Source organism: Erwinia sp. GW821-FHT03D09 (assembly GCF_059420805.1).
Map to the genome: position 1 here is coordinate 59,571 of NZ_JBWKUK010000016.1, position 11,913 is coordinate 71,483.

11 protein-coding genes and 3 pseudogenes are annotated in these 11,913 nt (G+C 51.9%); 9 read left to right on the forward strand and 5 right to left on the reverse strand.

All coding sequences use genetic code 11. The annotated features are described in order from the left end of the window. The first annotated feature begins 32 nt into the window (after positions 1-32). Positions 33-2,162 (forward strand): putative bifunctional diguanylate cyclase/phosphodiesterase, encoded by a 2,130-nt coding sequence (locus tag AC07U6_RS16425; RefSeq protein ID WP_494763817.1) that lies wholly within the window; start codon positions 33-35, stop codon positions 2,160-2,162. Between the two features lie 183 nt (positions 2,163-2,345). Here the strand turns inward: AC07U6_RS16425 and AC07U6_RS16430 are convergent. Next, positions 2,346-2,819: pseudogene (locus AC07U6_RS16430) on the reverse strand (helix-turn-helix domain-containing protein); the annotation flags it as partial. A gap of 442 nt (positions 2,820-3,261) precedes the next feature. On the opposite strand from AC07U6_RS16430, the gene AC07U6_RS16435 reads away from it, so the two are divergent. The 3 genes from AC07U6_RS16435 to AC07U6_RS16445 are packed head-to-tail and all read left to right on the forward strand — an operon-like array spanning position 3,262 to position 5,704. Beyond that, positions 3,262-3,672, forward strand: coding sequence for a GNAT family N-acetyltransferase (locus tag AC07U6_RS16435; protein ID WP_494763818.1), 411 nt, complete (start codon positions 3,262-3,264; stop codon positions 3,670-3,672). Positions 3,673-3,697: 25 nt separating this feature from the next. Continuing rightward, the gene (locus AC07U6_RS16440) at positions 3,698-4,387 is read left to right on the forward strand and encodes a helix-turn-helix transcriptional regulator (protein WP_494763819.1); all 690 of its coding nucleotides are present in this window, start codon (positions 3,698-3,700) and stop codon (positions 4,385-4,387) included. An 18-nt stretch (positions 4,388-4,405) separates the two neighbouring features. Continuing rightward, positions 4,406-5,704: a cytosine permease gene (locus AC07U6_RS16445; RefSeq protein ID WP_494763820.1), complete on the forward strand. Its 1,299-nt coding sequence runs from the start codon at positions 4,406-4,408 to the stop codon at positions 5,702-5,704. 106 nt (positions 5,705-5,810) lie between these two features. Here AC07U6_RS16445 and AC07U6_RS16450 read toward each other — a convergent pair whose 3' ends face one another. Continuing rightward, positions 5,811-5,954, reverse strand: a complete 144-nt coding sequence (locus AC07U6_RS16450) for a hypothetical protein (protein WP_494763821.1) — start codon at positions 5,952-5,954, stop codon at positions 5,811-5,813. Between the two features lie 33 nt (positions 5,955-5,987). Between AC07U6_RS16450 and AC07U6_RS16455 the strand changes: the two are divergent. The 3 genes and pseudogenes from AC07U6_RS16455 to ftnA all read left to right on the forward strand — a co-directional run. Then, a pseudogene (locus tag AC07U6_RS16455) lies at positions 5,988-6,197 on the forward strand (TonB-dependent siderophore receptor); the annotation flags it as partial. 105 nt (positions 6,198-6,302) lie between these two features. Next, the gene (locus tag AC07U6_RS16460) at positions 6,303-7,925 is read left to right on the forward strand and encodes a GMC family oxidoreductase (protein ID WP_494763822.1); all 1,623 of its coding nucleotides are present in this window, start codon (positions 6,303-6,305) and stop codon (positions 7,923-7,925) included. 329 nt (positions 7,926-8,254) lie between these two features. Further along, positions 8,255-8,767 carry a non-heme ferritin gene (gene ftnA, locus AC07U6_RS16465; RefSeq protein ID WP_494763823.1) on the forward strand — a complete coding sequence of 171 codons (513 nt, stop codon included), beginning with the start codon at positions 8,255-8,257 and terminating at the stop codon, positions 8,765-8,767. A 76-nt stretch (positions 8,768-8,843) separates the two neighbouring features. Here the strand turns inward: ftnA and AC07U6_RS16470 are convergent, their stop codons facing one another. The 3 genes and pseudogenes from AC07U6_RS16470 to AC07U6_RS16480 all read right to left on the reverse strand — a co-directional run bounded on the left by AC07U6_RS16470 (position 8,844) and on the right by AC07U6_RS16480 (position 10,497). Next, on the reverse strand, positions 8,844-9,116 hold the full coding sequence (locus tag AC07U6_RS16470) for a hypothetical protein (RefSeq protein WP_494763824.1): 273 nt from the start codon (positions 9,114-9,116) through the stop codon (positions 8,844-8,846). Between the two features lie 240 nt (positions 9,117-9,356). Beyond that, positions 9,357-9,773, reverse strand: a pseudogene (locus tag AC07U6_RS16475) (TroA family protein); the annotation flags it as partial. 238 nt (positions 9,774-10,011) lie between these two features. Continuing rightward, positions 10,012-10,497 (reverse strand): GNAT family N-acetyltransferase, encoded by a 486-nt coding sequence (locus AC07U6_RS16480; protein ID WP_494763825.1) that lies wholly within the window; start codon positions 10,495-10,497, stop codon positions 10,012-10,014. Positions 10,498-10,785: 288 nt separating this feature from the next. Here AC07U6_RS16480 and AC07U6_RS16485 point away from each other — a divergent pair, with 288 nt between their 5' ends. Together AC07U6_RS16485 and AC07U6_RS16490 are read left to right on the forward strand one after the other, a co-directional pair. Next, complete coding sequence (locus AC07U6_RS16485; RefSeq protein ID WP_494763826.1) at positions 10,786-11,040, forward strand: hypothetical protein; 255 nt, start codon at positions 10,786-10,788, stop codon at positions 11,038-11,040. A 144-nt stretch (positions 11,041-11,184) separates the two neighbouring features. Then, positions 11,185-11,436 (forward strand): hypothetical protein, encoded by a 252-nt coding sequence (locus AC07U6_RS16490; protein ID WP_494764817.1) that lies wholly within the window; start codon positions 11,185-11,187, stop codon positions 11,434-11,436. Positions 11,437-11,913: the final 477 nt, after the last annotated feature.

The following is an 11,913-nucleotide window of genomic DNA, read 5'->3' on the forward strand; positions in this document are numbered from 1 at the left end:
TGGGGCTACAAGGCGTCTATCCTGGAAGGTCAATGAAAATCAAACACAGCACGGTTGCCAGTTTGCGCCGGGAATTCACGCGTAATGTTATCGCGCCAGTGGTGGCGGTGGTGCTGTTTTCTCTGCTGGGGTGTGGGCTTACCGCCTGGTGGGTTACGGTGCAGAGCAACGATAAAGCGCTGGAAAAACAGCAGCAGGTGATCAAAAACCTGCTGGCCCAACATTTGGAAGAGTTCAGCCAGCAGCACCGTAATCTGCTGCGGGAAATACAGCCGATTTCACAGCTGCTGCAGTCAGATGCTGCCGCCTCGCGGCTGTTTCGGCTTATTGGCGATGACGAAGTTTATCTGGTGGATACCCACCAGCGCCCGCTGGCTGCCTGGTTTTCAGACGCCCCAGCGCCCGTTGAACGCTACAATGAGATTGCCCGGGATCTCGCCCCAAGTATGCATCCCTCCAATGTGCTGACCAGCGACTTCATCCGTCTGCGTGAACGGGTGGCTGAAGTGGCCGTTGCCAGCCTGCCCGGCGACGATCGCGGCTACCAGCTGGTGTTTATCCGCTATTTGCGCAGCAGCTTTGTTGATTTCCTGACCCATCGTGGCGTGGTGAGTAATTTCAGCTTCAGCGCCAGCCAGCCAGATCAGCCGAACAGCGCGGGTTTTTTGCTCACCTCACATCAGGGAACGCCGGTCAGCGACGTCTCCTGGGAGCCGATCCGCCCCGGCAGCCAGATGCTGCTGTTTACCGGCCCGCTGATTGCGCTGGCGGTGCTGAGCATTGCCCTGATGTGCCTGGTGATGACCCGCCGCCTGTGGCACTCCTCGCTGAATCTGACCCGCTCAATGCGGAAACTGGCCGCCAGCGAAGCCCGCGCCAGGCATATCGCGCTGCATGACATTTTAACCGGCCTGCCTAACCGGAAATGGATTGAGGAGCAGCTGAATCATCGCCTTGGCATGCTGGCTGCCGACCGCGAGAACCTGGCTCTGCTGCTGCTGGATCTCGACCATTTTAAGATCGTCAACGACACCTACGGCCACCATACCGGCGATGAGCTGCTGATGGAGGTCAGTAAACGGCTGTCCAGCCTGCTCCCGATTAAAGACTCGATTGGCCGGCTGGGCGGCGATGAGTTTGTGATCATGATGGCAAACGTCACGGATCAGCAGCAGGTTCACCAGCTGTGCCAGCAGATTATCACTCACCTGTCGCAGCCGATGCAGCTGAACGGCAATGCGCTGTGGATCGGCGTCAGCATCGGCGTGGCGCTGGCCCCGCTCGACAGCACCGACCGGCTGGAGCTGATGCGCAAAGCCGATATTTCACTCTATGCCGCGAAAACCGAAGGCGGCGGTCAGTATCGCCTGTTTATTCCAGCGATGGATGAAGCCCTGCAAAAACGCCAGCGGCTGGCTCAGCAGCTGCGCCTTGCACTAAAGAATGACAGCGGACTAATCCAGCTCTATCAGCCAATTGTTGATATCAGCGGGAAAAATACCGTTGCGGTTGAAGCGCTGCTGCGATGGCATCATCCGAAGCTAGGCCCCATATCTCCCGCTGACTTCGTACCACTGGCGGAAGAAACCGGGCTGATTATTCCGCTCGGCGACTGGGTGGTGGAGAAAGCCTGCCAGATGGCCACCACCTGCCCGCAGCTGATTGTGGCAATCAACGTTTCGCCGCTGCAGTTCCTGGCTGAAAACTTTATCAGCACGTTAATGGCTGCGGTGGGGCGCCACGGCATCGATCCCCGCCAGATCGAGCTGGAGATCACCGAGGGGGTACTGCTGGAAGATAAAGAACGCGCCTTACAGAATATCAATACCCTGCGCGAAGCCGGATTCAGCATCGCGCTGGACGATTTTGGCACCGGCTATTCCAGCCTCAGCTACCTGATCCAGTTCCCGGTGGATACCATCAAGATCGATCAGACCTTTACCCAGTCGCTGGGCGTACGCGACAACTCGGCAACCATCGTTGAATCAGTTATTACCCTCGGCCACAGCCTGGGGATCACCGTGACGGCTGAAGGTGTTGAAACCGACGCCCAGCGTTTGATGCTGGAATCGGCGGGCTGCGATCTGCTGCAGGGCTTTTTATTCAGCAGGCCGCTGACGGCGAATAACCTGCACGCCCTGCTGGATCAACAGCGCCTGTAAAGAGCTGAACGTTGCGCTTCTCCAGCCCAACTGCACAAATGGGCAAATGGGCAAATGGGCAAATGGGCAAATGGGCAAATGGGCAAATGGGCAAATGGGCAAATGGGCAAATGTAGCATCAAGCCATAACGTTTGCGCAAGCACCAGCACTTGCGCAAGCGTCCGGGATGCGGGTGGCTTCAGCTACGTTACCAGCGAGCGCCGATATTCCCCCGGCGTCTGCCCTTCATGGCGCTTGAATGCCCGACCAAAGGTAATGGCAGAATCATAGCCCACCTGCCGGGCGATGGCTTCCAGCGCCAGCTCGGGATGACGCAGCAGGCAGCGCGCGCGCCAGATGCGCCAGCGGGTCAGATAATCCCCCGGGGTTTCGCCGGTCACCTGCTTAAAATGCACGGTAAACGCTGAACGCGACATGCCCGCCGGCTTCGCCATTTCACTTAGCCGCCACGGAAAGTCTAACTGCTGATGGATTTGCCCGATCAGCGGGCGCAGGCGGCCGTCGGCCAGCGCCGCCATCCATCCCTGCTGCGTCTGCATTTGCTGGTAGTGCGTACGGATGGCCTGCACGAACAGCACGTCCGCCAGCCGACTGACCACAATCTGCGATCCCAGATGTGGAGCGTCGGTCTCCAGCGCCAGCAGCTGCACTGTGGAAAAGTGGTGATTACGATGGCTGGCGGATTGCAGTAACGAACGGGGGAGCCTGAGAAAAACTCAAGGGACCCGAAACTCGCGGTCCTTTGAGAAGATACAGCTATCTTTGAAAAGATTTTCTGAACTTATTTGTTTTTAAATCATAATTTATCTTTCTTTATTATCACTCCATTCGCGTCAATCGTGGCGAGAAATGGGTGTGTACCATCGAGAAATGGCCCTGGTGAGGCGCAAAGAATTCTTGTCAAACTGCCCGGCAAATTAATAATAGTGTGATCTACATAGCTGAATTGCCCGGTCATCACTACAGTAGATGTTTTTTAGCCTTGGGGGAACGGGAGAAAAACACTCTTGTTTGCCAAAAGCCAAAATGATAATTACCCATTGTTAATGCGCAACCTATCTTATTAATTTTACTTCACATAATGATATCGGACTAGCAATGAAAATTACTATGACTGACAAACCCGCCGCCGCAGATGAAGAGTATGTCATCGACAGTCTGTGGACCCACAACGCCAGAACCACCCCGGTAGATATTCATCCCCTCTTTCTGACTCTGCGCGATGAGCAGAACCAGATAATGGCCGGTCTTGTTGCCCGCACGTGGTGGGGAGGGCTGGAGGTGCAGTATCTGTGGGTCAGCGATGACTATCGCGGCAAAGGTGTCGGGCGCGATTTAATGCAAAATGCAGAACAGGAAGCAAAAAAACGCGGTTGCCATATGGCGTATGTAGACACGTTTGATTTTCAGGCGCGGGGCTTTTACGAAAAGTTAGGCTATTCCGTCTACGGCGAACTGGGTGATTACGCCCATCAACATACCCGGCACTATCTGGCGAAAAAACTCTGATAGTGCCGGGCCACAGGGGGAAGATATGAACGTTTCAGATGCAAAGCAGCAGTTAAATCTGAACGCAATGATTGCCATGATGGAACACTTAACCGAACCCTGGGGCATCAAAGATGCAGAGTCACGCCACATCTATATGAATGAGATGGCGTATCGCTATACCAACACGCCAAAGGAATTTGCCGTTGAGGGAAGGTTCGACAGTGAGTTTCCCGCCTCCTGGGCGGAATGCGAAGAAGAACTGATCGAGCACGATCGCCGCACCGAAGCCTGCCACGGCCGGGTGGCGGTGATTGAAACCCACTTCTGGTTCGGCCAGGACAGCCTGACGCCCTACGTCAGCGAAAAAATTCCTCTGTACAGCGACGGCGGCGTGTTTATTGGCGTGGCGTGGAATGCCCGCCTGCTCAACACCCTGTCGCCGCTGAAATACATCACCCAGCAGAAGCCGGGGGTGCTGACCACCGAGGTGAGTACCGATCTGTTTACCCGCTCGGAGCTGGATACGCTGTTTTTGCTGCTACAGCGTTTATCCACCAAGGAGATCGCCCGCATCTATAACCTTAGCCATCGCACGGTAGAAAACCGGATTTACAGCATCTATCAGAAGGCCGGGGTACACACGCTGAATCAGTTTGAAGAGTATTGCCGTCACGCAGGGTTAGACAATTTTATTCCGGATCGCCTGATCGAAAAGGGCATCCAGTTTATTTAATTTCAAGGAAAACAGATCGTGATAAAAATAGAAGACTACCCGCTAAGCCGCGTTCCAGAGAACAAGCGCGTCTCGTTCCTGAGCGTTGCCGTGGTGCATATGGGTATGCTGACCGCGCTGGATCAGTTTATGCTCGGCTCGGTGCTGGGTGACTCGATGGATCTGGCCAGCGCGTTTCTGGCGATTTTAGCCGGTAGCGTTATTTTTGGTATCGTGACTTACGGCCTGGGCTATGCCGGGATGCGTGAAGGGATCTCCGGCAGCCTGCTGGCACGCTGGTGCGGCTTTGGCCGTATCGGCTCCGTGCTGATTGGCCTGGTGGTGGCCGTCAGCCTGCTCGGCTGGTTTGGCATTCAGAATGCCATTTTCGCCAAATCGCTGAACTTTGCGCTCGGCGACAGGTTAGGCTTCCCGCTGGCCGCCAGCCTCTCCGGCCTGCTGCTGACCGTGCTGGTGACCTATGGCTTTAAGGCACTGCGCGTCACCGCACGCATTGCCGTCCCGCTGTTTATCTGCCTGGTTGCCTTTATTTCGTTCCATACGTTGTCCGGCCATACCCTGCAGCAGATTATCGATCTGCCGCCAACCGGCTCGCCGCTGACTATCAGCGCGGCAATTACGATGGTAGTGGGCGGTGCAATCGTGGCCAGCCTGATGACCCCGGATCTGACCCGCTACTCCAAATCGTCTAAGCACGTGGCGGGCATTACCCTGCTGACGATTATTGCCGGTGAGTTTATCGTCAACGGCCTGGCAATTCTGATTGCCCGTACGCTGCAAACTGCCGACGTGGTGACGATTATGTCACAGGCGGCGGGCGGTGTCGGACTGCTGGTGGTGATCCTTTCTACCCTGCGCGTTAACGACCTGAACCTCTATTCTTCATCGCTGGGGGTGATTAACGCCGTGGAAGGGATCAGCGGCAAAAGGCTGAAGTATCGCAGCACCACGTTAGTGATCGGCCTGCTGGGCACCCTGCTTTCCGTACTGGGTATTCTGGATCGCTTCGTGGATTTCCTTACCGTGCTGGGCGTGGTTTTCCCACCGATCCTCGGCATTATGCTGGTGGATTACCTGCTGTTGCGTACCCACCGTGGTCTGCTGGACCGCAGCCGTCTGCTGGGTGAACTGCCGAAAGACAGCGAAACGCCGGTGATTGGCTGGGTCGCGATTATTGCCACCCTGGTGGGAAGCGCAGTTGGCCTGTTAACCGAATGGGGTGTGCCAACGATTAACTCACTGCTGATTTCCTGCGTGATTTACTACGTGGTTAAGCTGGCGCAGCAGCGCAGCCGTCCCGCAGCGGTATCCGCCTGATGCAATTAAGGCGGACATCGTCCGCCTTCTTTCCTGATTGATAACATTCACTTCACCGCGCGACTGGCCATCACACTCTTCACCATAACAAAACCGCAGCCGGTTATCAGCCCACCAGCGCAAACAGCAGAACTATCAGCGTACGCTTTGGCGCATCACGGATCAGCGGTTCAGAGGGCGCACTCATATATTTAAAGGGTAAATCGTCCGTTGGCACGATCTTTAGCGCTTCCAGTTTTTCGATATACACCCGGCGATTTTGCAGCTCGTCATTCGGCGAGCCAACGGCGAGGATTATTCTCTGCAGGGCTATGCGGTTGCCGATGCGTTTGCTTCTTATAAAAGAGAGACAGAACATCCTGTCACGCTGCAGGTTAACGTTAAGAATATCTTCGAGAAAACGTACTGCACGTCATCTATCGCGACGAATAATCTCTCTAATCAGATTGGCGATCCGCGTGAAGTGCAGTTCACAGTGAAAATGGATTTCTGATCCAGCACGTTTAAATTAGCCGTTTATTCCGTGCAAACGTAGTTTAGCTCCTGAAGTACATCGGATGTTTTAACGATGCCAGTCGTCGCTTTCAGGAGATAAACTATGGCAGAACAGCAATTTGACTACATTATCATCGGTGGCGGTTCCGCTGGATGCGTAATCGCCTCACGATTGATTGAGGCCCAGGCAGGCAGCGTCCTGCTGCTGGAAGCGGGTGGCCGTGATAACAGCCTGTTCCACAAAATGCCCGCCGGATTGGTAAAACTCTCCCCCAAAACCCGCTGGCCCTACCGCACACTTCCCCAACAGCATGTTAATAAACGCGTGATGCAGGTCGCTCAAGGCCGCGTGCTGGGCGGCGGCAGCTCCGTCAACGGTATGATCTATTTACGCGGCCAGCCGCAGGATTATGACGATTGGGCTGGGGAATATGGCTGCCGTGGCTGGAGCTTTAACGACCTGCTTCCCTTCTTTAGAAAAGCAGAAAACAATCAGTGCCTGAGCGGAATCTATCACGCTCAGCAGGGGCCGCTAAGCGTCAGTGAAAACCAGTTTCGCCATCCGCTGACGGATGCTTTTATCCGCGCCGGACAGGAACAGGGCCTGCCCTACGTTAACGACTTCAACGACGGCGCGCCCGCTGGCATTGGCCTGTGGCAGACCACCACTCATCATGGAGAACGCGCCAGTACATCGCGTGCTTATCTCGATCGAGTAAAAAATAATCCTCAATTGACCACGCTTACCGATGCTGAGGTACAGCATCTGATAATGGAGGGCAACCAGGCGCGCGGTGTGGTCTATCATGTGCACGGCAAACAGCAGCGCCTGGCCTATGCCAGCAGGGAGGTCATCCTCTGTGCCGGAGCCTTTGGAAGCGCAAAAATACTCATGCTGTCCGGGATTGGGCCGCAAAAGCACCTCGACAGCATGGGCATTGTCACCTGTGCCGATTTGCCGGTCGGTAAGTATTATCAGGACCATCTGCATATGTCGCTGAACGCTACCGTCAATACCGGTAACAGCATGTGGGGCGAGGACAAAGGCCTGCGGGCGGTGAAAAACTTCGCCCAGTGGCAGTTCTTCCGTAGCGGCCTGCTTACCAGCAATATCCTGGAGGGCGGCGCGCTGATAGACACCACCGGCAGCGGGCGATCCGACGTACAGGTGCACTTCCTGCCGGTTCTGGATAACTTTGAAAATGGGCCGGGTGCCAATCCCGCCGGCAGCGAACACGGCATTACATTAAAAGTGGGCTATTTGCCGAGCAAGTCACGCGGAGAGGTCCGGCTGAACAGCAGTAATCCAAGCGATGAACTGGCGATTGATGCCGGTTATCTTAGCGATCCTGCGGACCTGGCAGGACAGATTCGGGCCGTTCAGACAGGCCTTCGCCTGTTGCGCAGCCCGTCACTGCAATCGGTTGTCGGGCACATTTTACATCTGAACGAGGTGAAAGAAGACGATATCAACGCCATCACTAATTTTATCCTCGACGACATTAAAACCGTCTACCATCCGGTGGGGACCTGCCGAATGGGCCCCTATCCGGCCACCTCCGTGGTGGATTTGCAGTTACGCGTTCACGGTATTCACGGCCTGTACGTGGCGGACTGCAGCATATTCCCGCAAATCCCCTGCGGCAATACCAATGCGCCCACCATTATGATCGCTGAACGCGCTGCCTCTCTGATCCTTAACAATGTTTCTAATCCCGTTTCCTGACGGCAAAAATAACCGGCTTCTGCCCTGTGGCAGAAGCTTCTTATTCAACTAGAATTAAACCATGTGCAGAATAATCTTAAAGATATTAATTCTCATTCCGATAGGAATAACGTGCTTAACTATTAATAAGAATGGTTATCAAACTTATTTAAAAAACGGAACGAATTATATTTAAAGTAAAAATAAACACACTTAAAATCATTGAGTTAGATCACCAAAAATAAATTTAGCATTTGCTATAATAAACGGTTTTTATTTTCTATGGATGGGTGCATAATGCGCAGAAATCACCTGTCATCCACAGTTAATAATAATTTTAAGGAGTCACCATGCTGACGAATGAAATGACCGCCAAGCTGAACGATCAGCTGAATCTGGAATTCTACTCTGCCAACCTCTACCTGCAGATGAGCGCCTGGGCTAACGATAAAGGTTTTGACGGTGCCGCCGCATTCCTGCGGGAACACTCTGTAGAAGAGATGCAGCACATGCAGCGCCTGTTTAACTACCTGAGCGATACCGGTGCGATGCCGGTGCTGGGCACCATTCATGCACCACCGGTAACCTTTAACTCACTAAGTGAAGTACTGGAACAGGCCTATCAGCACGAGCAGCTGATCACCTTGAAGATCAACGAACTGGCCCACGCGGCGATCACCACCCAGGATTATTCAACCTTTAACTTCCTGCAGTGGTACGTTGCCGAGCAGCACGAAGAAGAGAAACTGTTCAAATCCGTGCTGGACAAACTGGCTCTGGTTGGCAACAGCGGCCAGGCACTGTTCTTCCTCGACAAAGATTTGAAAAAGATGGGCGAGCCGGGCGCACACTCTGCCAGTTAATCGACGGCATTACATTAAGTGGGCAAAGCGCATCCGCGAATATACTCAGGGCCACTCTCATTGAGAGTGGCTTTTTTTATTCGGCATCATCACCGTCATCATGGCTTTCAGCTGGCAAAGAACCTGAAGGCGCGTCACTGACCAGACTTTTCAAATATACCGCTATCGCTTTCAGATCCACCTTGCCGGGATGCTGGCTGGTCTGCGGAACGAGCTCGCAGGGATCGCCGCAGACCATACGGCCATCGTCATGCAGCTGCTCTTCCTCCTGCGAATCGCTTCCCGCATGCAGAGTGGCCGATACGATGATGAACAGAGTTGATAACCACCGCCGGATAAAGATTTTCATGGCTCACTCCCTGTTAAACCTGTCCATCATGCTCAAAGCGCTACCGTTCACCCGCCGGAGATCGTAAGCAGCAGGAAGAGAACAGTTACAGCGTCCTGGAGATAAAATAGAGGAGAAAGACGCGGCAGTTCAGTGCAAAATGTTAATGAATATGAGTGGAATAACGAAAAAAAGGGAATTTTAATAACAACCTATTGATTTTTAATTAATTAAACAAAAGGTGCGAAAAGCACCCTTTGTTTAGTGGCTGGCTGGTAAGGTTACCCAATAGCCAGGCTTGTAAGCCACCGGCAGGAAGCGCTGGTGGAATTCACGGAAGGTGGCATCCGGATCGATATCTTTGAACAGCTCAGGGTGCAGCCATTTAGCTATCGACTGGATCGCCACAAACTGGTAAGGGCTGTCGTAGAACTGATGCCAGATCGCATGGGCGTTACCGTTCGTTGCCACCGGCAGAGTATGGAAGGCAGGACGCGCCATCAGCGCCGTTAAGCGTTTTGTTGCTTCAACAGCATCGGCACCAGGCCCAACGCCCACCCAGCCGCCGGCGGTGTTGTAATTCTTCCAGTTAGCACCGGTCACAATCACCACATCAAGGCGCGTGGCGATAATCTGCTCGGGGTTCAGGGTGCCGAAGGTGCCGGGGATCAGCCTCTTCACTTCCGATTTAATTTCAACCTTACGGCCGCTGACATCTTCCACTACAAATGGCGCAGCCCACAGGTTGGCAGAGGCGATCAGCCCGGCCAGCAGAATGCCCGTTTTACCCCAAATCGTCATGATAAACCCCATAATGAAAATGAAAATCATTATCACCTTAAGTCTTGCAGGGGCATGCTACGTGGCGATGAAAGTTAAAACAAGATGTGTCAAAAAATTTCATTTCATGACGGTATTAAAAGGTATAGCGATAGAATTTAGTGTCCACCTTCATTACCGGGAAAGAAGCTGGCAGCTCGGGCACGGTGATTTCCGTAAAACCGTTTTTCTCATAGAAGCGATGCGCGGCAAGGAACAGCGCGGTGGTGCCGGGGAAGGTATCGCTTAAGCCCTGCTCGCGGCCATAGTCCAGCAATACATTCAGCAGCGCCAGCCCGGTACCGTAAGCCTTACCGCGATATTCTGCCGCCACAAACATTTTGCGCAGCGCCGCCTGGCGATTGCCAATATCCTTCAGCGCAATACAGCCGACCACGCGATCGTCCACCAGCGCCAGCCAGAACTGGCCGTGACCCTGCTGATAGAAGTTTTCGATATCGTTGAGGTCGGGCTGCTGCTCTGCGGTGATGGGGATGCTGAACTCGTTAGTCTGAATCGGCAGGATTAAATCGATAACCGCTGCCTGGTGTTTTGCGCTGTAGGGTTCGATACGTAATGACATCAATATGTTGCTCCTGTACCTGAGATTGAAACGGCATATCTGATACCGGTGAGGTAAAACATACTATAAAAATAAACCGGACAGCTATCGGCAGAAGAAATCATTGAAATATAAAATAGTTATGGAGCGGCATCATTTATTTTAGAAATTATTTTTCACATCCTGTATTGCTTTTAAATTTTATGCTCTACACTTAATTCGCTGTATGGCAATACATCAATGTGCATCCCGTTCAGGGGCGTACTGCTCATGTTTTATTTCATTCTAAATAGTTAACGTGAGGTTTATATGGCAAGTCAAAAAGTTAGAACATCTTCCCGTCGTTACGCGCTGGCTGCTTTGTTGCTGGTTGGGTTGAATATCAATATTCCTGTTGTTAAGGCCGATGCAATTGTGAATGTCTCTCCTGCGTTGTGCCAGAGTCTTAGGGATACGCTATTATTTATAAAGTTCCCGTTAAAGCTCGGTGAAACATATTTACAAGCCACGGCACGAGTTTTAAGCCAACCTGTTGAAGTAATAATTGCATGCAACTTAGCATAAAATAATATTCTTATCATTAAGAAAGTCTCTCCACGACTATAGAATGCTACATTTCATCATGTAGCATTTCTAAGTAATTATAGAGCCATAAGTCACTCACTGCTCATGCTCCAATTTATTCTAAACAATTAACGTGAGGTTTATATGATAAGTCAAAAAGTTAGAACATCTTCCCGTCGTTACGCGCTGGCTGCTTTATTGCTGGTTGGGTTGAATATCAATATTCCTGTTGTTAAGGCCGATCCAATTGTGAATGTCCCTCCTGCGTTGTGCCAGAGTCTTAGGGATACGCTAGCAGTTATAACATTCCCGATATTTCCCGGTGAAACAATTGTACAAGCCCTGGCACGAGTTTTAGAACAACCTGTTGAAGTAATAGTTGCGTGCGACTTATAATATTTTTATCATTAAGAAACTCTCTCCACAACTATAGAATGCTACATTTCATCATGTAGCATTTCTAAGTAATTATAGAGCCATAAGTCACTCACTGCTCATGCTCCAATTTATTCTAAACAATTAACGTGAGGTTTATATGATAAGTCAAAAAGTTAGAACATCTTCCCGTCGTTACGCGCTGGCTGCTTTATTGCTGGTTGGGTTGAATATCAATATTCCGTGGTGAAAGCAGACCCGATATTTACAGCAGTGAATTGCCAGCAATTCACTAATTTTCTGGCGGTAGTTGATTTTAATCTAAATACCCCCACAGGGGAAACTTATCAGATTATTGCAAACGTTGTTGGTCTAACAGCAGCTCAAGTTAAATACTGCGAAGATATAAGACTGGGAGTAGTTCCTACACCATGGTAAGTGAGAAAATTCATATACTCTCCTAACAATTATTATTAACTTAACCACTATTATTTAATT